This is a genomic window from Arthrobacter sp. R4, assembly GCF_051365025.1.
Lineage (GTDB): Bacteria > Actinomycetota > Actinomycetes > Actinomycetales > Micrococcaceae > Arthrobacter.
The window spans coordinates 95,446-115,975 of the sequence record NZ_JBLWIJ010000029.1 but is presented as its reverse complement, the minus strand read 5'-3'; the positions used below and the strand labels follow the sequence as shown (position 1 = coordinate 115,975).

Genomic DNA, 20,530 nt, shown 5'->3' with positions numbered 1-20,530 from the left:
TCATAACGACATCTACTGCTACCTAGTTGGGCCGGATCGAAGAAAAGGAACACAGCCGTGTCAACCAGCACCACCGTAGGATCTGCCGAGCGTCCGCTGCGCGTTGCCGTTGTGGGCTCCGGCCCGGCAGGCGTCTACGCTGCGGACATCCTCACCAAGAGCGAAGCCGTCAAGAGCGGCGAACTTACCGTGAGCATCGACCTCTTTGACCGCTACCCGGCACCCTACGGCCTGATCCGCTACGGCGTGGCCCCGGACCACCCCCGCATCAAGGGCATCGTCAACGCCCTGCACAAGGTCCTGGACCGGGGGGATATCCGATTCTTCGGCAACGTGGACTACGGCACGGACCTCTCCATCGAGGACCTCCGCACACATTACGACGCCGTCATATTCGCTACGGGCGCCATCAAGGACGCGGACCTGAACATCCCCGGCATCGAGCTGGACGGCTCCTACGGCGGCGCGGACTTCGTCTCCTGGTATGACGGCCACCCCGACGTTCCGCGTGAATGGCCGCTGGACGCGAAGGAAATCGCCGTGATCGGCAACGGCAACGTGGCACTGGACGTGGCCCGTGTCCTCTCTAAGCACGCCGATGACCTGCTGGTCTCCGAAATCCCGGACAACGTCTACGCCGGCCTGAAGAACTCGCCCGTCACGGACGTGCACGTCTTCGGCCGCCGTGGCCCCGCCCAGGTGAAGTTCACCCCGCTGGAGCTGCGCGAGCTGTCCCACTCCAAGGACGTGGACATCATCCTCTACGCCGAGGACTTCGAGTTCGATGAGGAATCAGATCGCCTGATCCAGAGCAACAACCAGGTCAAGACCATGGTGGGCACGCTCACCAACTGGATCGCCGAGCAGCCCGAGGACCTCTCCGAGCTCACCGCCTCCCGCCGCCTGCACCTGCACTTCCTGCACAGCCCGGTGGAAATCTACGACGACGCCGAGACGCCGGGCAAGGTGGCCGGCATGAAGTTCGAGCGCACGGAGCTGGATGGGACGGGCAACGCCCGCGGCACCGGCGAGTTCGTGGACTACCCGGTCCAGGCCGTGTACCGCGCCATCGGCTACTTCGGCTCGGCCCTGCCGGAGATCGAGTTCGACCACAAGAAGGGTGTTGTCCCGAACGACGGCGGACGCGTCCTGGATGCCGCAGGCACCCACGTGCCGGGTATCTACGCCACTGGCTGGATCAAGCGCGGTCCAGTCGGCCTCATCGGCCACACCAAGGGCGATGCGCTGGAGACAGTGACATACCTGCTGGAAGACCGCGAAAACCTTCCGGTTGCCGCTGTTCCCGAGGCGGACGCCGTCGTTGAGCTTCTCGACGCCCGCGGCGTAAAGTTCACCAGCTGGGAAGGCTGGCTTGCATTGGACGCCCACGAGCTCGCGCTGGGTGCCGCAGCCACGGAAGCCGGCGGATCCCACGGTGTTGAGGTCAAGCGTGAGCGCATCAAGGTAGTGCCGCGCGAGGACATGGTTGCCATCTCCCGCGACGGCGTAGCCGCGAACGTCTGATTTCGGACCGGTTCCCGCTTCACACGGCGCGAACCGGCAGTTACCGACTCCAAACCGCAGGTTTGCCGTCGTCCGCTGCCGGTTCGCGCTTTTGCGTTAACCCGGTTGGGCTAGCTCCCCGCCCCGCCGGCGGCCATCAGTTCCAGCCGGCTGAGGGTCTCGCGGTTCCGAACGTCGATCAGCGGGTCGCGCAGCACCTTGGGGACCAGCTTGCCAGGTCCGCGGATGGCATCCTCGGCGATGGAGACTCGACACTGGGTGCCCAGGTCCTCCAGCGTGATCATCACTTTTGCTTCACCCAGCGGCCAGCCGCGGGCCACCAGTTCCATGGAGCGGCCGGGCTCGACGGCGGCAACGCGGGTGCTGTCGTTGATCACCAGCGGCCAGGCGCCCACTGAGTGGTGGAGCCTGGCGCCGGCCTCGGGCCAGTTCGCATCTACGGCCCGGATGCGGGAGGCGCCCACTACCCAGCCGGAGTACAGCCAGCCGTCGGCGATCACCTTCCAGACGACGTCGGCAGGAGAGTTGAACAGGCGGCTCACGGTTGACATGGGTTTTCCTCCATTGGTGGTTACATCCGGCCGAAACGCGCCCGGACCAGCGCGAACATGCCATAGCAAATGAAGCCCGCCCCGATCGCGACGAGCAGGTACGGGCCAAACGGGTGGTCGCGGAGCGCCTTGAGGCTTCCGTCCAGGCCGGTGGATTCTTCGGGGCTCTGTTTGCCGGCTGCGATGACAAACAACAGCCCGGCCAGGTTCAGCGCCACGCCCTTGGCCACGTGGCCGGCAACCCCCAGTGAGTCGATCAGGTGGCCACGGCGCGTGCCTTCAAACCGGAAGAGCTCCTTCTTGAACCCGCGCCGCAGGCCCTTCACCACGAAATAGACGCCCACGCCCATGGTGGTCAGCCCCACGGCCACCAGCACAGGCAGCCCGAGCGGGGCGTTCAGGAGTGCGGTGCTGAAGTCCCGGGTGGTGTCTCCCGAGTCCCCGCGCATGCCGATGGCGAAGCCAGCAAAGCTCAGGCCCACGCTTCCGTAGGCAATTGCCAGGCAGCCTGACGAGATCAGCTTCCCGAGCCGCTTCGTGCCGGGCCGGTGCCGTGCCCGCAGCGTTGCTTCACTCAGTTGCCACAGCGCCAGGCCGGTGCAGGCAATGACGCAGGCCCACAGCACCGCGGGGCCCCAAGGGTTTGCGGCCAACTGCTCTATGGCGCCGGTGGCCTCCGCCTGACCCGGCTGGCCGAAAGCGAGGGCAATGGCAATGGCGCCAACAATGATGTGAAGCAGGGCCATCACGGCAAATCCGGAGCGCGCCACGATGTCCAGCGCCTTGGTGTCCGACGCCTCCTCGACGGCGTCTGCCGCCTCGCTGATGCTGGATTCCCCGTCTGCCATGAGTCAGCCGTTCATGGGCCCTTCGGCATGCATCTTCCCGGCACCGGGGCCTTCCACGTGCACGGTGCAGCGGACCACGAGCTTGCCGGGAGCGTGGTCCAGCTCCACCAGGCTGTCATGGGCGCTGAGGGCCGTGAAGACTTCTGAGCCTTCAACCACCGTTACGCCTTTGGCTTTTGCTGTCGCCGTCGCGTTTTCCAACGCTTCCTTCTCCAGGCCTGCCAGGTATGACTCGTCATCTTGGCGGGCGGGGTCCCCGAATGCCCAGCCAAATAAGGTCCCAGTGTTCTCCATGGCGACGATATTACGCGTAACAGTGCTGGAAGTCGGGGTTTCGTAACATTAGTAAGTGTGCTTACCATAGCCTGACCATGACCTTTATTGGACACGGTTAATAAAGACCGCACCCGCGGCATTTCGGAACCAGTTCGACGTTAGGAAACCACATCATGGCAGGAAATCTTGTTGCCCGGTCCGTTCACGACCTGAGCGCTGCGGCATGGTTCGGCGGTTCGCTGATGGGAGCGATCGGGCTCAACGGGGCAGCCGCGGAGGCCAAGGATCCGGCGGAGCGCACAAGGCTCTCCAGTTCCGGCTGGATGAAGTGGGCGCCCATCCAGACGGCAGCATTCGCTTCACACCTGGTGGCCGACCTCGCCATCGCCTGGGAGAACAAGGGCCGTATCGCCAAGCAGGAGGGTGTGGCCCGGGACACCGTGATTAAGACGGCGGTGACAGTCGCCGGCGCTGCAGTGACGCTCTATGCCGGCCTCCTTGGCAAGAAGGTGGACAAGCTCGCCGATGAGGGCGCGCGCGGCGCTACGGAGCCCGCGCCGGAGGCGTCCGAGGAGCTGAAGTCGGCACAGCAGCAGCTCAAGATGCTGCAGTGGACCATACCGGCCTTCGCCGCAGTGGTCATCATCCTGGGTGCGAAGCACGGCGAGATGCAGCGGCCCAAGAACGTCTTCGCCGGCCTCCGCTCCTAAACGGCACCGGGAAGTACGACGGCGGTCCGGCACCCAGGTGCCTGGCCGCCGTCGGGCGTTCCCCTGCGGAAGCCCTGGTGCCGGTGTCAGACGGGCTGGCTGTTGGGCGGTGGAAGGTCCGGGTTCATGTCCTGGAGGTTAGGGTCTTCCGCAGTCCACACCTGGATGATGGCCCAGGCCACAGCGGCCAGCGGGACGGCCAGCACCGCGCCCACGATGCCCGCGAGGATGGTGCCAGCGGTCAGTGCCATCAGGATCACCAGGGCATGGAGCTGGAGGGACTTGCCCATGACGACAGGCTGCAGGAAGTCGCCCTCCAGTTGGTTGACGGCCACAACCACCGCGACGACGATCAGCGCCACCACGGGGCCGTTGGCAACGAGGGCAACCAGTGCCGCGAGGATGCCCGCCACCGTTGCCCCCACCAGCGGAATGAAGGCGGTCATAAAGACGATGATGGCCAGCGGGAACGCCAGCGGTACCTGCAGGATGAGGAGCGCTGCGCCGATTGCTACTGCATCCACCAGGGCCACGATGGCGGTGCCACGGACATAGCCGCCCAGCACCTCCAGGGTGCGGCTTCCCACGCGGCGGAGTTTCGCTTCGCGCTCACCCTTGAACGGCCGCAGGAAAAAGTTCCAGATCTTGGCGCCGTCCTTGAGGAAGAAGAACAGGATGACCACCATCAGGATGGTCCCGGTGATGAACTCGGTCACCACGGACAGGCCGGTGATGGCACCTGAGCGGACCTGGCTGCTCGTAGCGAACTGAATGATCCCCTCACGCGCCTGGTTTAGCTGCTCCTGGTCGATGGGCACGGGGCCATTGCGCAGGAAGTTCTCCAGTTCGTCCAGGCCTGACGAGGCCTGCTGCGCCAGCTCTGTCCACTGGCTACGGACCGAGAAATAGATCACCGTGGAGACGCCGCCGAGCAAAATGAGGAGGGCAACAAAGGCAATGCCCGTTGCGGCGGCGCCCGGTATGCCTCGGCGCCGAAGCATGTTCACGAACGGGCCGATGGCTGCGGCCAGGATCAGCGCGATCAGGACCGGAATCACCAGGAGCTTAATCTGCATCAGGGCGTAGACCGAGACCACGGCGACGGCCAGAATCAGCAGGACCTGGGCGGAGCGGATGCCTACCCTGCCCAGAGAGTCGGCCCACAAGGCGCTGGCCGGTTTGGATTCCTTCACCCGGCTGACGGCTGCGGGCTTCGGCCGGGCCGCTTCATCGGTTGGTGCCGGCCGCGGGTTCTCACTGCCCGGCCCGCGTTCGGTCAGGCGTGGTGCTCGCGCCATGGGAACTCCTCATCGTCAAGCGGGGGCCTGGGTGCGGGGGCGCAACGCAGGCATGACTACCTCACTAGGATAGTAAGCCTACTGACCGATTAGGCGCCGACGAAACCCCGACGAAACCCTGTGCCGCCGGGCTACGCCCCGAGCCACTCCGCGCAGGAGTTCAGGTTCCGGTTGACACTGGCCACGGCGGCTTCCCCGTCGCGGGCCTCGATGGCGTCCACCAGGGCGCCGTGGCCCTCATGGGGAAGTCCTTCGAAGCCGGCGCGGCGCTGCTGGTTCAGGAGGTCGTCGTGGAAAACATCGCCGAAGCTGACGTACAGCTCATGCAAAAGCGGGTTCCGGGATGCCTGGGCCACACGCTCGTGGAAACCCCAGTCGGCGCGGGCCCATGCCGCGTAGTCGGCTGCGTGCCAGGCCTTGTCGCGTTCGGCGAGCAAAGCGCGGAGGGCGGAGACGTCGTCGGCCGTTGCATGCCGGGCGGCGAGGCGCGCAGCCTGGGTGTCCAACCCCACCCGCACCTCAAGGATGTGCGCCTCGGTGTGATCCTGGTACATGCGCCGCGCCGCGCCGGACATTTCGCTGGTGGCGCGGACGTAGGTGCCGTCCCCGCGCCGGACTTCCAGCATGCCGCTGTGGGCCAGGGCCTTGATTGCTTCGCGGAGCGTACCGCGGGAGACGCCCAGCTTGGCCATCAATTCGGGTTCGGACGGGATCCGCTGCTGGAGCGGCCATTCGCCGGAGTGGATCATGGCCCGCAGTTTGGCGGTGATTTCGTCGGCAAGCGGCTGGCGGTGCGAGGTGCTCAGGGTCATGATGTCCTACTTCTTCTGAGCGGCCGGCCGGCCACTGATCAGGTGCGCAACAACGATCTGGACCAGGGCGAGGCCCAGCAGGATGGCCAGCGGCAGCGTCCAGCCGCCGGTGGCACTATGCAGCAGCCCTGTGCCGAACGGGCCTGCGGTAGCCAGCAGGTATCCAGTGGACTGGGCGAGGGTGGAAAGCGCCGTGGTCTCCGCCGTGCTCTCGCCGCTGCGGCTGATCATCACCATCACCAGCGGGAATATTCCCAAACCGAAGCCCAGCATGACGGCAGGGACCACGGCGAGCGTGACGGGCAGGAACAGCAGCAGCGCCACGCCCACGGCCATGGTGACGCTGGCCAGGTAGAACGCCGGGCGGAGCATCCGGGGCCGGGAGCCGATGGCAATCAGGACCATCCCGGCGGGCACGGACACGAGCTGCATCAGCCCGTACATCAGGCCGCTCGCGGAGGCGCTGAGCCCCATGGTGGTGAGCATGTACGGGAACCAGCTCAGCAGGGCATAAGCGAGCAGGGCCTGGAGGGTGAAGATCGCGGTGAGGAGCAGCCCCTTGCGGGTACGCAGCAGCGGCCACGGCGAGATGGGGCCAGCTTTGGTGCGCGTGCTGTTGCGGTGCGCGTGCAGGGCCACGGGCAGGAAGCCCAGGAACGCCGCCATGGCCATGATGCCGATCGCTCCGACGGCGGCCGAAGGCGAGCCGAGTGCCTGGGCGAGAGGGACCACGGCGACGGCGGTCACAGTGGCCCCGGTGGTCATGGTCACCGTATACAGGGCGGTCATGAGCGACGTACGGCGGGCGAAGTGCTCGCGGATGAAGGACGGCATGGCAACGTTGCAGACGGCCAGCCCGGACATGCCCAGGACCGTGCCGGCCACCAGTGCGCCCGTGGCCGGAATGCCCCGGACCATCAAGCCGCCGGCCAGCATGGCCAGCGCCAGCAGGATGGCCTTCTCCACGCCCAGCCGCCCCGTGAGCCAGGACGTGCCCGCGCCCGCCACCGCGAAACACAGCGTGGGAATGGACGGAATGATCGATGCCACCAGCGGCCCGTAGCCGAGCACCAGCTGCAGATCGTGCAGCAGCGCCGACGCCCCGGTGATCCCGGCTCGGAGGTTCAGGCCAATCAGCACCAGCGCAATGACACCGAACGCGACGGCGGTGCGCGGTTTGGGTGGTGAAGCTTGCAGTGCTGAGGGGGCAGGGGCGGCGATGGGCATCTTCTAAGGTTAGACGTTAGACGTTTGATGTCTACGGTTTTGTGGTAAATCTCTCCCCGCCGTTAACTTCGGGGCAATAGACTCGTGGCCACGGCATGTCCGGGCAACCTGGTCCGGAGGCGCCGCACTGATGCGGAAGGACGGCCTGCAGTGGTTTCCGAGGGAGTCGAGATCGAAAAGAAGTACGACGTCGGCGCGTCGGCCGAGGTACCTTCGCTCACCGATGTGCCGGGGGTGGCGCGCGTGGGGGAGCCGCGCACGGCAACCCTGGATGCAGTGTACTTTGACACGGGCCGGCATACCCTGGCTTCCCGGCGGATGACCTTGCGGCGGCGGACCGGCGGTGCCGATGCCGGATGGCACCTGAAACTGCCGCCCGAAGCCGCCCCGGAAGCGCCGGCGACCGATCCTGATTCAGCACCCCAGCAGCGGCGCGAGCTTCATGAACCGCTGGGCCAGCCCGACGTCGTGCCTGACAGGCTGATGGCGCACCTGCGCGCCTACCTGCGCGGTGACACTGTGGCACCTGTGGTCAGGCTGGAAACCGAGCGGACCACGCACCCGCTGTATGGCGAGGACGGCACGCACCTCGCGGACCTCCTCGATGACCGGGTCAGCGCCGCGTTGCTTGGTGCGGAGGACGGGCCGGGCAGTACGCAGCAGTGGCGTGAATGGGAACTTGAGCTCGTGCACGGCAGCCCCGACCTCTTCCCTGCAGCGGCGGCGGTCCTGGCCGATGCTGGAGCGAAGCCCTCGGAACACGTGTCCAAGCTCGCGCGGGCGCTCGCCGGCGCGCCGGGCCAGGGTGCCACTGACACAGCGGTTCCCGCCGTTCCGCTGCCGGGGAAGAAATCGCCTGCCACCGCCGTCGTTACCGCCTACCTTGCCGCGCAGATCCGGGAAATCCTGGTTCACGATGCGGGTGTCCGGCTGGAGGAGCCAGAAGCGGTGCACGACATGCGCTCAGCCGCCCGCCGGGCACGCTCGGCACTCTCGGCTTACCGCCGGCTCTACGACGCCGTGACAGTCCGGCGGCTGCGGGATGAACTCAGACTGCTCGGCAGGCTCCTGGGGGAACCGCGCGATGCCCAGGTCATGCTGGACAGGCTCCGCGGGCACATCGGCGACCTTCCGCCAGAGGAGGCCGCAGCGGCAGGGAAGGGGTGGCTCGAGAAGGAACTGGGCGATACCCTGGACGCCGGCTACCGGAAGCTCCAGAAGGCCCTCCTTTCCGAGCGTTACTACAGGCTCCTTGACGATCTCGAAAGCTTCCGCGACCACCCCCCGGTCCGTCCGGAAGGTGCGTCTTCAGGACGCAAGATTTCGGGCAAGGCGGTCAACAAGGCTGCCAAACGCTTGCGCCGGTCGCACCGCGGCGCGAAGAACACGCGTCGGGGCGCCCCATACGAGACCGCGCTGCACCAGGTCCGCAAGAATGCCAAGAAACTGCGGCATGTGGCGGAATCGGCGGGCCCGGTCTATGGCAAGCGCGCGGCTAAGGTCGCCAAGGCCGCGCACCGGCAGCAGCAGGCTCTCGGCGATTTCCACGACAGCGTCATCGCCCGGGATCTCCTGGCTGGGTGCGCCACCGCGTCCGGCGTGCCGGAACCGGTCGCGTCTGCGTACGTCACGCTCAAGACCCGGCAGGTACAGCTCGCCGCCGCCGCCGAGAAGAAGTACCTGAAGGTGCGCAAGAAATCCAAGAAGCGGCTCAAGGCGGGAGTGCTCTAGGCCCCAACTAGGTAGCAGCAGGTGTCGTTATGAGCCCTCATAACAGCATCTGCTGCTACCTAGTTGGGCGGGGGACGGGGGCTACTTGCCTTGCCGGCCGCCGAGCCGGGCCACCGCCAGGGCAAGCCACAGCTGTACCCTGTCCGCCGTGACCGAGGGGTCGTAGCCGGTCAGCTCGGTGATCTGGGCCAAGCGGTAGCGCACGGTGTTCCGGTGCAGGGTCAGGGCCTCGGCAACGGCGGCCACCGAACCGTTGTTGCTCAGGTAGCTCTCCAGCGTGGTCATCAGTTCCGCGCCGTGGGCGGAGTCGAAGGCCCGCAGCGGATTGAGGGACTCGTTGGCCATATCCGCCAGCGGGACGTCCTCGCTGGCCAGCAGCAGCGAGGTCAGGCTGAGGCGTTCGGGCTCGTTCACCGGCAGGCCGTGGCTGGCCGCGTCGCGGGCCTCAAAGTAGCTCCAGCGCAGGCCGTTGGGCTTGGTGTACGCGCCGCCGATGCCGATCGTCGCATGGATGCCCGCCTCAGCCAGGTGATCGCTGAGTTTGCGGGCCAGCGCAGGTGCCGCGCCGCCGTCGTCGTTAATCACCACTGCCAGGTCCTTCCCGACGACGGCGGCCACCGCGTTCTCCAGGGGCTGCGGCACCGAGGTGCTCACCAAGGCCTTGTGGTGGGCGGCGGAGACAGCCAGGAGCACCACGTTCTTGCGCGTGCTGTTCAGCCCCACGCCGGCAAGACGGCGCTGGGCCTCGCTGGTTTCGAGGGCGCCGTGGATGACGTCCTCCAGTACCTGGCCGCACAGTGCGCGTTGGGCCTGGCGCTGCTTGACCATGTTGTTCAGCTCCACGCTGATCAGGTTCTGGGCGTAACCGATGATGCCTGAGTCCTCGAACGGCTGGCGTACCCACAGCGTGCAGGCATCCCGCCGGCCAGTAGGGATCGGGTAGGAGGCCCACGTGTCCGCGGAGGGGTGCTCCTTGCTGCTGTTGTAGAGCTGCGCCGTGAACTGGGTGAGTGCGATGTCGGTCCGGAGCATGCTGCCCAGGTGCTTCAGGAGCTCCGCCAGGCCGCCGCCGGTCAGGAGCGCACGGGCCAGGACCTGGTGCCCGGCGATCAGCCGCTCCAGTTTGGAGTAGTGGTCCGCGGACTGGGCATCCGCCACGAGCTTGCCGATGGCAATGAACGGGGTCTCATAGGGGACTTCCACCATCGGCAGGCCCCAGCGGTTTGCCTCGGCAATCATCGCTGGCGGGACGACGTCGTGCGAGAGGCCGATACCGAATCCGATCCCCACTGCCCCGGCGCGCTGGACCTGCCGGACAAACCTGCGCTGCTCCGGCGCTGACTTCAGGCGCAGCCCCGTGGTGAGCACCAGTTCACCGCCGTTGATGAACCGCTGCGGATCCTCAAGTTCGGTCACGGCCACCCAGTTGATGTCCTGGTGCCAGGTGGTCTCGGCGAGGCCTGCCTTGGACAGGTTTAGGGAGCTCACGCCAAGGAGAGCAGCGAGGGAAATGGCCATGGTTCCAAGGATAACCGGACGCTGGTCAACCGCACTAAACATTTCCCTCAAGGGTGTGCAGGTGGCTATTCCCTGGCCAAGGGCGCTGGCATAGGCTCAAAGCAGTCGCATCCATCCGCTTCGCAGCTGATGATTCCTATGAAAGAGGTTGCACACCGTGGTTCAAACCTTGCAGAACTTCATCAACGGTGAGTTCGTCACGCCCGCCGGCACCAGCCTGCTGGACATCGTCAATCCCACCAACGGCGAGGTCGTGGCGCAGTCGCCCGTCTCCATCCAGGCGGACGTTGATGCGGCCATGACAGCCGCCAAGGATGCGTTCAAGAGCTGGAAGCACGTCACCCCCGGCCAGCGCCAGCTCATGCTGCTCAAGCTCGCCGACGCCATCGAAGCCAACAGCGACGAACTCGTCGAAGCGCAGCACCGCAACACCGGCCAGGTCCGCTCACTCATCGCCTCCGAGGAAATCGCCGCCGGCGCCGACCAGCTCCGCTTCTTCGCCGGCGCCGCCCGCATCCTTGAAGGCAAGTCCGCCGGCGAGTACTTCGAAGGCCACACGTCCTACGTGCGCCGCGAGCCCATCGGCGTCGTGGCCCAGGTCGCGCCCTGGAATTACCCCTTCCTGATGGCCATCTGGAAGATCGGCCCCGCCCTGGCCGCCGGCAACACCGTGGTCCTCAAGCCTTCGGACACCACGCCGGAATCCACCCTCGTGCTGGCCCGCCTCGCAGGGGACATCCTCCCAGCCGGCGTGCTGAACGTGGTGCTCGGAACCGGTGAAACCGGCGCGATGATGGTGGACCACAAAGTCCCCGGGCTGGTCTCCATCACGGGCTCGGTCCGCGCCGGCATCGCCGTGGCATCCGGCGCTGCGAAGGGCCTCAAGCGCGCCCACCTGGAGCTCGGCGGCAAGGCCCCGGCCATCGTCTTCAAGGACGCCGACATCAAGAAGAGCGCGGCGGCCATCGCGGAATTCGCCTTCTTCAACGCCGGCCAGGACTGCACCGCCATCACCCGCGTGCTGGTGGAGGACTCAGTCCACGACGACGTCGTGGCGGCCATGGTGGAACACACCAAGACCCTGCACACGGGCTCGCAGAACGATGAAGAGAACTACTTCGGCCCGCTGAACAACGTGAACCACTTCAACGCCGTCACGTCCGTGGTGGAGCACCTCCCGGAGAACTGCAAAATTGTCACCGGCGGCCACCGTGCGGGGGAGAAGGGTTTCTTCTTCGAACCCACCATCGTCACCGGCGCGAAGCAGACGGACGACATCGTCCAGAAGGAAACGTTCGGCCCGGTCATCACGGTGCAGAAGTTCAGCACCGAGGAAGAAGCGGTGGAGCTGGCGAACGACGTCGACTACGCCCTGGCCTCCAGCGTCTGGACGTCCGACCATGGCACGGCCATGCGCCTGAGCCGCGACCTGGACTTCGGTGCAGTGTGGATCAACACCCACATCCTCCTCACCGCCGAGATGCCGCACGGCGGCTTCAAACAGTCCGGCTACGGCAAGGACCTTTCCATGTACGGCGTTGAGGACTACACGCGCATCAAGCACGTGATGAGTGCGCTTGATGCATAACCCAGCCGCCTAGTCCCCACTGGCCCCCCAACCTTTTCGCCTCACCCCAGCTTTGAAGAAAGGCTTCGCCATGACCACCACCGCAAGTGAAATCACCTTCCGCCTGGAGCAGAAGCGCCGCGTCCAGGCGGACTTCCCGGGTCCCAAGTCCGTGGCCCTGACCGAACGCCGCAAGGCAGTGGTCGCCGCCGGAGTTGCCTCCAGCGTTCCCGTCTACGTTGCGGACGCCGACGGCGGCATCATCCACGACGTCGACGGCAACTCCTTCATCGACCTCGGCTCGGGCATCGCGGTGACGAGCGTCGGCGCGTCCGATCCCGCCGTCGTCGGTGCCGTGAAGGAAGCCGTGGAGCACTTCACCCACACGTGCTTCATGGTCACCCCGTACGAAAGCTACGTTGCCCTCGCCGAGCAGCTCAACCGCCTGACCCCGGGCGAGCACGAGAAGCGCACCGTGCTGTTCAACTCCGGTGCCGAGGCAGTGGAGAACGCCGTCAAGGTGGCCCGCCTCGCGACCGGGCGTGACGCCGTCGTCGCCTTTGACCACGCCTACCACGGCCGCACCAACCTGACCATGGCGCTGACGGCCAAGGCCATGCCGTACAAAACCAACTTCGGCCCGTTCGCGCCCGAGGTCTACCGCATGCCCATGAGCTACCCGTACCGCGAGGAAAACCCCTCGATCACCGGTGCCGAGGCTGCCAAGCGTGCCATCACCATGATCGAGAAGCAGATCGGCGGCGACCAGGTGGCCGCCATCATCATCGAGCCCATCCAGGGCGAAGGCGGCTTCATCGTTCCGGCGGACGGCTTCCTGCCGGCGCTGGCCGACTGGGCCAAGGAGAAGGGCATCGTCTTCATCGCCGACGAGGTCCAGTCCGGCTTCTGCCGCACCGGCGAATGGTTCGCCGTTAACCACGAGGGCGTTGTCCCGGACATCATGACCATGGCCAAGGGCATTGCCGGCGGCATGCCGCTGTCCGCCATCACCGGCCGCGCCGACCTGCTCGACGCCGTCCACCCCGGCGGCCTGGGCGGGACCTACGGCGGAAACCCGGTGGCCTGTGCCGCCGCACTCGCTGCCATCGGCTCCATGGAGGAGTACAACCTCGCCGGCCGGGCCCGCCACATCGAGGCCCTCGCAACCGGGCGCCTGCAAGCACTCCAGTCCGAGCTGGCCGGCGCCGGCAACGCCGTGATCGGGGACATCCGCGGCCGCGGCGCCATGCTGGCCATCGAACTGGTCCAGGCCGGCTCCAAGGAACCCAACCCGGAGCTGACCAAGGCCGTGGCTGCTGCCTGCCTCAAGGAGGGTGTCATCATCCTCACCTGCGGCACGTACGGCAACGTCATCCGCCTGCTGCCTCCGCTGGTCATCACCGACGAGCTGCTGAACGATGGCCTGGACGTCCTGGCCGCCGCCATCAAGGCCAACGCCTAGGACGCACCGCTACAGAGTTAGCGCCCCCTCGCAACGGCGCGAACAAGCACGTGAGGCCCTGGAAACTGATGTTCCAGGGCCTCACGTGTCCGCGCTTCAGGGGGTTGAGGTGCGGGCCAGCTTCCTCGCCACGGAGTTCTTGCGGGTGGCGCGGAGCATGTCCACGGTGAGGACCAGCAGCGCGAGCCACACCACGCCGAAGCCGATCCAGCGCTCCAGCGTCATGGCCTCCCGGAACACCACAAGCGCCACAATGAACTGGAGGATGGGCGCGAAGTACTGCAGCAGCCCAATGGTGGTCATCGGCAGCCGCCGTGCGGAGGCGCCGAAAAACAGCAACGGCACGGCGGTGATGACGCCGGAGGCCAGCAGGAGCCAGAAGTGCCCGGGACCGTAGCTGGTCAGCGTGGCCGTGCCGCTGACGCCCAGCCACACCATGGTGGCGGCGGCCAGCGGGGTAAGGACCATGGTCTCCACGCTGAGGGAAGTCACGGCGTCGACCTTTGGCCCCACGCGTTTCTTCACAAAACCGTACAGGCCGAAGCTCACTGCCAGCGTCAGTGCTATCCATGGGAGCTTGCCGTAGGACACTGTCAGCACACCCACGGCAATAAACCCGATTCCGACGGCGGCCCACTGCAGGGGACGCAGCTTTTCCTTCAGGACGAACACGCCGAGCAGCACGGACACCAGCGGGTTGATGAAGTAGCCCAGGGAGGCTTCCACCGCCTGGCCGGTGGTCACGCCGTAGGTGTAGGTCAGCCAGTTCACGGCGATGAGGACGGCCGCAATGGTGAGGGTACCGAAGACCGAACGGTCGCGGAACGCTCCGGTGAGCGCCCTCCACGAGCGGGTGACGGTAATGAGGAGCGCGCAGAAGATCAGCGACCAGACCACCCGGTTGGCCACGATTTCCACTGCGCCCGCCGGCTGCAGCACAAAGAAGTACACGGGGAGCAGTCCCCACAGGCCGTAAGCGCCGATGCCGAAGGCGATCCCCGCCGTCGTCTCCTTGTCCACGGCCTTGAGCCCGGGAGCCGGCATGCCCTGCCGGGACGCGGTTGGCCGGGTTGAATTCACCCGGGCGCTGGGGGTGGGGGAGGAGACGGATCCGTCGGGAGTAGGCACCTAACCGATAACACCAGTCGGTGGACAGGTATTCCAAGAACTGGTCAGTATGCTTGCTTTTATGAGAAGGACGAATCCCCAGGAGGCCTCGGCGTGAGGCTCCGCCGCAGCAACGCCTCCGGACGCGGCTACCGCCGGGTTGCCGCAGGAAAAGGCTTCAGCTACCGCGATTTGGACGGCTCCACGGTGCCGCCCGGGCCCGTACGGGACAGGCTCGAAAGCATCGGCATCCCGCCGGCCTGGACTGACGTATGGATCGCGCCCTTCGACAACGGGCACATCCAGGCGACGGGCCTGGACGCCGTGGGCCGGCGGCAGTACATTTACCACCCAGAGTGGCGCGAGCGGAAAGACCGGGTGAAGTTCGACCGTGCCCTCCAGTTGGCGGAGTCACTCCCCACAGCCCGGCGCCTGGTTACCCTGGACCTGCGCAGCGAGGGGCATAGCCGCGAGCGCGTCCTGGCCGCAGCCTTCCGGATGCTGGACAGCGGATCCCTGCGGGTGGGCTCGGAGCGGTACACGAATGAGAACGGCAGCCACGGCCTGGCCACCCTCCTGTGTGCCCACGTGCACGTCCGCAAGGAGTGCCTGGAGCTGAAGTTTCCCGCCAAGAGCGGCAAGGACTGGGAATCGGAAATCCACGACGCCGACCTCGCCGCCCTGGTGCGCACGCTCAAGCGGCGGGGCGGCAACGCCCGGCTGCTTGCCTACAAGAATGGCCGCAGCTGGCATCCGGTCACCAGCGCCGACATCAACGGCTACGTCAAGGAACGAACAGGATCGGACTTTACCGCCAAGGACTTCCGTACCTTGCGCGGCACGGTTGCAGCTGCAGTGAGCCTTGCCCGCAGCGGTCCGCAAAAGACCGTGGCGGCCCGGAAGCGGGCCATCAGCGTGGCCATGATGGAGGCGGCTGAGGTGCTTGGGAACACGCCGTCGATTGCGCGCAAAAGCTACGTCGATCCGCGGCTGCTGGACCATTTCGCTGCGGGGGAGACCATCGACCCCAAACGCGTGGACTCCGCCGAGGCGGAGTTGCGGGCGCTGCTGTACCGCGAAGGGGATGTAGTGCCGCTGCAGAAAAGCGGCTGAGGCCTGCGTCACGGGTTACCCCGTCCGGCCCCGTAGACATTTAGAATGGGGCATTGTGCGCTAATCGCGCGTGCGCTACCTGCATTGTGAGCCACCAACTCGCATCCTCCTCGTTCCAGAAGGGCTCCCGGTGTCCAACCCAGGCGAATCCAGCTCCAAACGTCCCCTCCGCGTCGCCATTGTGGGCGCCGGACCGGCGGGGGTTTACGCGGCGGACATCCTCACCAAGTCCAACGAGGTCAAAGGTGGCGACTTCGAGGTCAGTATCGACCTGTTCGAGGCCTACCCCGCGCCGTACGGCCTGATCCGCTATGGGGTGGCCCCGGACCACCCCCGCATCAAGGGCATCGTTAACGCCCTGCATAAGGTCCTGGACAGGGGCGACATCCGCTTCCTGGGCAACGTCACGTACGGGCGGGACCTGACGCTGCACGATTTCCGCGCCTTCTATGATGCCGTGATCTTCTCCACCGGCGCCATCAAGGACGCCCAGCTGGACATCCCCGGCATCGACCTCGACGGCTCATTCGGCGGCGCCGACTTCGTCTCCTGGTATGACGGCCACCCGGACGTTCCCCGCGAATGGCCGCTGGACGCCAAGGAAATCGCCGTGATCGGCAACGGCAATGTGGCCCTGGATGTGGCCCGGATGCTGGTCAAGCACGCCGATGAACTGCTCAGCACCGAAATCCCGGACAACGTCTACCAGGGCCTGAAAAACTCCCCGGTTACCGACGTCCACGTCTTTGGCCGCCGCGGTCCCGCCCAGGTCAAGTTCACCCCGCTGGAGCTGCGCGAACTGAGCCACATGAAGGACGTGGATATCGTCCTCTACCCGGAGGACTTCGAGTTCGACGAAGCCTCCGACGAGGCGATCCGCAGCAACAACCAAATCAAGACCATGGTGAACACGCTCACCAACTGGCTGGTCGAGGAGCACGCGGAATCGGAGCAGCCCTCCTCCCGCCGCCTGCACCTGCACTTCCTGCACAGCCCGGTGGAGATCTATGACGACCCCGACAACGGCGGTGCCGGAAAAGTGGCAGGCATCAAGTTTGAGCGGATGCAGCTCGATGGCACCGGCAACGTCAAAGGCACCGGCGAGATGGTGGACTACCCCGTGCAGGCCGTCTATCGCGCCATCGGGTACCACGGCTCCGCGCTGGACGAGCTCGAGTACGACGCCAAACGCGGTGTGGTCCCCAATGAGGGCGGCCGCGTGCTGGACGCTGAGGGCAACCCTGTGCCGGGCATCTACACCACCGGGTGGATCAAGCGGGGCCCTGTAGGCCTGATCGGGCACACCAAGGGCGACGCGCTGGAGACCATCGGCTTCCTGCTGGAGGACCGGCTCACGCTCCCCCCTGCCCAGAACCCGGATCCGCAGGCGATCATCCACCTCCTGGAGGAGCGCGGCATCGAGTACACCACGTGGGAGGGCTGGAACAAGCTGGACGCCCACGAGGCAGCCCTCGGCGCGGCCTGGACCGGCTCTGAAGCCACCGACGGCATCGTCCGCGAACGCATCAAGGTGGTCCCACGCGAGGAAATGATCAGCATCTCCCGCGGCTGACTTCCAGTCCGCCGCTCACGAGTTGCTAGGCGGGTCCGCGGCCGCGGGGCTACACTGGTGGCCACACGCAGGCTGGAAGCGATGCCCCGTGCCTGCAGGCCGAGCGCAAGTGGGAGTTCGATGAGGAACCTGATCCACCCGGCAGCTCCCGATAACGACTCCGAGGGGCTGATCCAGCGGAGTGCCTTGGCGGGCCATGAAAAGCTCGACGGCGTGGCACGCCTCGCCGACGCCAGCGCAGATTTCCCCGGCGCTGAGGAAATCCCGGGCCTGCGCAAGCTGATCCGGGAGTCCTGGCGGCGGTCCGCACAGCTGTTGGCCAACCCGGACAACCCCGAAGCGCCGCTCGCCCTGGACACGGACGAGTTGGAGGAATACCGCCGCCAGCACCCGCTCGCCAGCATCATGCCCGTGATCCACAAGCTGCTGGTCCAGCCCAGTCACGACAGCGGCCTCCTGGTGGCCGTGGGCGACGAAGTGGGCCGCCTCCTCTGGGTGGAAGGCGACCCGGTCCTGCAACGGCGAGCGGAAGGCATGATGTTCGTGCCCGGGGCGGACTGGTCCGAAGCCACCGTAGGCACCAGCGCACCGGGGACTGCCCTGGCCCTGGGCCGCGGGATCCAGATTTCCGGAGCCGAGCACTACCAGCGGTCGGTTCACCCGTGGAGTTGCACCGCAGTGCCGTTCCACGACCCCGACTCCGGCGCATTACTGGGCGTTGTGGATATCACGGGCAAGGCCACCGCGGTGGCCCCGCATACCCTCTCGCTTGTCGAAGCCACCGTTGCCGCCGCCCAGGCACAGCTCCGCGTTGAGCGGCTCCAGCTCGCTGCCGCCCTGGCAAGCAGGCCTGCACGACGGCGGAGCAACAGTTCCGCGGCCAGGGAAGGTTCGGCCGGGGGAACGGGAGCCTCCGGTGCAAAGGAAGGCAGCCTCTACCGCAACAGCTTGCAGCTTTTGGGCCGCGACCAGGCCTTGCTGAGCATCGAAGGCAAAACCGTGGCGCTCTCCGCCCGGCACAGTGAGATCCTGGCCCTGCTTAGCACCCACCCTGACGGTCTGAACGCCGAGGAGCTGTCCGTCCTGCTCTACCCGGGCGACGGCTCTACGATGACCCTCCGCGCCGAAATGGTCCGGCTGCGCAAAATCCTCCAGCAGCTAAACCCCGCTGCGGTGCCCGAATCCCGGCCGTACAAGCTCAGCATGGACCTCGTGCCGGACAGCGGCCAGGTCCTGAGCTGCCTGCAACGCGGTGCCCACCGGATTGCCTTGGAGATCTACCGCGGAGCGGTGCTGCCGAAGTCCGAAGCACCAGGCGTCATCGACCTCCGCGACAGGGTCTCCTCGCTGATGCGCGAGGCTGTACTCACGGACGGCAGCGCCGAGACGCTGCTCAAGTATGCGGCCCTGCCCGAGGCGAGGGACGACGTCGGCGTGCGGCTTGCTGCCCTGAAGCTGCTGCCCGCGCGCTCGCCCAAGCGGGCCGCCGTCGTCGCCGACCTTGAACGGCTGGAAGCCGAGCTGAGCGCTTAACTGTCTGTGCAACCTTTGCTGTGAGCTGGCTCACGGCTGTGCAACCTGGCTGCAACCTTCACACTCCTACGCTGAAACCAACGGCGGCCCCAGCATCAAGGCCCGCCCCATGCACAGCAAAGGAGCTAGCAATGACTGTTTACGCACAGCCCGGTACCGACGGTTCGAAGGTCACCTTCAAGGACCGCTACGAGAACTGGATCGGCGGCGAATGGGTTGCCCCCGTCAAGGGCCAGTACTTCGAAAACATCACCCCCGTCACCGGCAAGGTCTTCTGCGAGGTGGCCCGGGGCACAGCAGAGGATATTGAGCTGGCACTCGACGCCGCCCACAAGGTCGCGCCGTCCTGGGGCAAGACCTCGGTGGCCGAACGCGCGGCCATCCTGAACAAGATCGCCGACCGGATCGACGAAAACCTTGAAATGCTGGCCGTGGCCGAATCCTGGGACAACGGCAAGCCCATCCGTGAAACCCTGAACGCGGACATCCCGCTCGCCGCGGACCACTTCCGCTACTTCGCCTCCGCCGTCCGCGCCCAGGAGGGCCGGCTGTCCCAGCTGGACGACGACACCACCGCTTACCACTACCACGAGCCGCTCGGCGTGGTCGGCCAGATCATCCCGTGGAACTTCCCCATCCTGATGGCCGTCTGGAAGCTCGCTCCCGCCCTCGCTGCAGGCAACGCCGTGGTCCTCAAGCCGGCCGAGCAGACGCCGTCGTCCATCCTGGTCCTGATCGAACTCATCGGTGACCTGCTCCCTGCCGGTGTCCTCAACATCGTCAACGGGTTCGGCGTCGAGGCCGGCAAACCGCTCGCCTCGAGCCCGAGGATCCGCAAGATCGCTTTCACTGGCGAGACCACTACTGGCCGGCTGATCAGCCAGTACGCCAGCCAGAACCTGATCCCGGTCACCCTGGAGCTCGGCGGCAAGAGCCCCAACATCTTCTTCAACGACGTCGCCGAAAACAATGACGCGTTCTACGACAAGGCCCAGGAAGGCTTCGCACTGTTCGCCTTCAACCAGGGCGAAGTTTGCACCTGCCCGTCCCGCGCCCTGGTCCAGGAGGACATCTACGAGTCCTTTATGGCCGACGCCGTGGCCCGGGTGGAAAAGATGATCCAGGGCAACCCGCTGGACACCGAGACCCAGGTGGGCGCCCAGGCCTCCAATGACCAGCTCGAGAAGATCCTCTCCTACATCGACATCGGAAAGCAGGAGGGCGCTAAGGTGCTCACCGGCGGTGCCCGTGCCGAGCTGCCCGGCGACCTTGCCGGCGGCTACTACGTCCAGCCCACCGTCTTCGAAGGCCACAATAAGATGCGGATCTTCCAGGAGGAGATTTTCGGCCCGGTGGTTTCCGTCTCCCGCTTCAGCGACTATGACGACGCGATGGAAATCGCCAACGACACCCTCTACGGCCTCGGCGCAGGCGTGTGGTCCCGCAACGGCAACGTTGCGTACCGTGCCGGACGAGAAATCCAGGCAGGCCGTGTCTGGGTCAACAACTACCATGCCTACCCGGCTGGCGCCGCGTTCGGCGGCTACAAGTCCTCAGGCATCGGACGTGAAAACCACTCCATGATGCTGGACCACTACCAGCAGACCAAGAACCTCCTGGTCAGCTACAACGAGAACAAGCTGGGCTTCTTCTAGAGTCCAGTCTGCGTTCCCTACCACC

17 protein-coding genes are annotated in these 20,530 nt (G+C 66.2%); 9 read left to right on the top strand and 8 right to left on the bottom strand.

Features of this window, described 5'->3' with window-relative positions:
- Nucleotides 1-57: 57 nt before the first annotated feature.
- A complete protein-coding gene (locus ACLKOZ_RS17505) occupies nt 58-1,524 on the top strand; it encodes an FAD-dependent oxidoreductase (RefSeq protein WP_436476920.1) in 1,467 nt (488 codons plus the stop codon).
- Between the two features lie 110 nt (nt 1,525-1,634).
- Here ACLKOZ_RS17505 and ACLKOZ_RS17500 read toward each other — a convergent pair whose 3' ends face one another.
- From ACLKOZ_RS17500 to ACLKOZ_RS17490, 3 genes are read right to left on the bottom strand one after another with little or no spacing between them, the layout of a single operon-like run.
- On the bottom strand, nt 1,635-2,075 hold the full coding sequence (locus ACLKOZ_RS17500) for an SRPBCC family protein (protein WP_436476918.1): 441 nt from the start codon (nt 2,073-2,075) through the stop codon (nt 1,635-1,637).
- Between the two features lie 20 nt (nt 2,076-2,095).
- Nucleotides 2,096-2,923 (bottom strand): DUF1206 domain-containing protein, encoded by an 828-nt coding sequence (locus ACLKOZ_RS17495; protein WP_436476916.1) that lies wholly within the window; start codon nt 2,921-2,923, stop codon nt 2,096-2,098.
- A gap of 3 nt (nt 2,924-2,926) precedes the next feature.
- Nucleotides 2,927-3,217: a hypothetical protein gene (locus tag ACLKOZ_RS17490; protein WP_436476914.1), complete on the bottom strand. Its 291-nt coding sequence runs from the start codon at nt 3,215-3,217 to the stop codon at nt 2,927-2,929.
- A 155-nt stretch (nt 3,218-3,372) separates the two neighbouring features.
- Here ACLKOZ_RS17490 and ACLKOZ_RS17485 point away from each other — a divergent pair, with 155 nt between their 5' ends.
- Complete coding sequence (locus ACLKOZ_RS17485) at nt 3,373-3,909, top strand: hypothetical protein (protein ID WP_436476912.1); 537 nt, start codon at nt 3,373-3,375, stop codon at nt 3,907-3,909.
- An 86-nt stretch (nt 3,910-3,995) separates the two neighbouring features.
- On the opposite strand, the gene ACLKOZ_RS17480 is transcribed toward ACLKOZ_RS17485, so the two are convergent.
- The 3 genes from ACLKOZ_RS17480 to ACLKOZ_RS17470 form a co-directional block, all read right to left on the bottom strand.
- Nucleotides 3,996-5,207 (bottom strand): AI-2E family transporter, encoded by a 1,212-nt coding sequence (locus tag ACLKOZ_RS17480; RefSeq protein WP_436476910.1) that lies wholly within the window; start codon nt 5,205-5,207, stop codon nt 3,996-3,998.
- A 131-nt stretch (nt 5,208-5,338) separates the two neighbouring features.
- Complete coding sequence (locus ACLKOZ_RS17475) at nt 5,339-6,019, bottom strand: FadR/GntR family transcriptional regulator (protein WP_436476908.1); 681 nt, start codon at nt 6,017-6,019, stop codon at nt 5,339-5,341.
- A 6-nt stretch (nt 6,020-6,025) separates the two neighbouring features.
- Entirely contained in the window at nt 6,026-7,246 is a 1,221-nt protein-coding gene (locus ACLKOZ_RS17470; protein WP_436476906.1) for an MFS transporter, read from the bottom strand.
- 150 nt (nt 7,247-7,396) lie between these two features.
- Between ACLKOZ_RS17470 and ACLKOZ_RS17465 the strand changes: the two genes are divergently transcribed.
- Complete coding sequence (locus ACLKOZ_RS17465) at nt 7,397-8,977, top strand: CHAD domain-containing protein (RefSeq protein WP_436476904.1); 1,581 nt, start codon at nt 7,397-7,399, stop codon at nt 8,975-8,977.
- Between the two features lie 81 nt (nt 8,978-9,058).
- Here ACLKOZ_RS17465 and ACLKOZ_RS17460 read toward each other — a convergent pair whose 3' ends face one another.
- Nucleotides 9,059-10,495 carry a PucR family transcriptional regulator gene (locus ACLKOZ_RS17460; protein ID WP_337346261.1) on the bottom strand — a complete coding sequence of 479 codons (1,437 nt, stop codon included), beginning with the start codon at nt 10,493-10,495 and terminating at the stop codon, nt 9,059-9,061.
- Between the two features lie 157 nt (nt 10,496-10,652).
- Here ACLKOZ_RS17460 and ACLKOZ_RS17455 point away from each other — a divergent pair, with 157 nt between their 5' ends.
- Together ACLKOZ_RS17455 and gabT are read left to right on the top strand one after the other, a co-directional pair.
- Nucleotides 10,653-12,083, top strand: coding sequence for a gamma-aminobutyraldehyde dehydrogenase (locus ACLKOZ_RS17455; RefSeq protein ID WP_436476902.1), 1,431 nt, complete (start codon nt 10,653-10,655; stop codon nt 12,081-12,083).
- Between the two features lie 70 nt (nt 12,084-12,153).
- Complete coding sequence (gene gabT / locus ACLKOZ_RS17450) at nt 12,154-13,524, top strand: 4-aminobutyrate--2-oxoglutarate transaminase (protein WP_436476900.1); 1,371 nt, start codon at nt 12,154-12,156, stop codon at nt 13,522-13,524.
- Between the two features lie 96 nt (nt 13,525-13,620).
- Here gabT and rarD read toward each other — a convergent pair whose 3' ends face one another.
- Nucleotides 13,621-14,568 carry an EamA family transporter RarD gene (gene rarD, locus ACLKOZ_RS17445; protein WP_337346293.1) on the bottom strand — a complete coding sequence of 316 codons (948 nt, stop codon included), beginning with the start codon at nt 14,566-14,568 and terminating at the stop codon, nt 13,621-13,623.
- Between the two features lie 177 nt (nt 14,569-14,745).
- Here rarD and ACLKOZ_RS17440 point away from each other — a divergent pair, with 177 nt between their 5' ends.
- The 4 genes from ACLKOZ_RS17440 to exaC all read left to right on the top strand — a co-directional run bounded on the left by ACLKOZ_RS17440 (nt 14,746) and on the right by exaC (nt 20,505).
- Nucleotides 14,746-15,744: a DNA topoisomerase IB gene (locus ACLKOZ_RS17440; RefSeq protein ID WP_376043426.1), complete on the top strand. Its 999-nt coding sequence runs from the start codon at nt 14,746-14,748 to the stop codon at nt 15,742-15,744.
- A 130-nt stretch (nt 15,745-15,874) separates the two neighbouring features.
- On the top strand, nt 15,875-17,317 hold the full coding sequence (locus tag ACLKOZ_RS17435; protein WP_337351759.1) for an FAD-dependent oxidoreductase: 1,443 nt from the start codon (nt 15,875-15,877) through the stop codon (nt 17,315-17,317).
- Nucleotides 17,318-17,437: 120 nt separating this feature from the next.
- Nucleotides 17,438-18,850, top strand: a complete 1,413-nt coding sequence (locus ACLKOZ_RS17430) for a GAF domain-containing protein (protein WP_436476897.1) — start codon at nt 17,438-17,440, stop codon at nt 18,848-18,850.
- 131 nt (nt 18,851-18,981) lie between these two features.
- Nucleotides 18,982-20,505 carry an acetaldehyde dehydrogenase ExaC gene (gene exaC / locus ACLKOZ_RS17425; protein WP_337351761.1) on the top strand — a complete coding sequence of 508 codons (1,524 nt, stop codon included), beginning with the start codon at nt 18,982-18,984 and terminating at the stop codon, nt 20,503-20,505.
- The last annotated feature ends 25 nt before the right edge of the window (nt 20,506-20,530 follow it).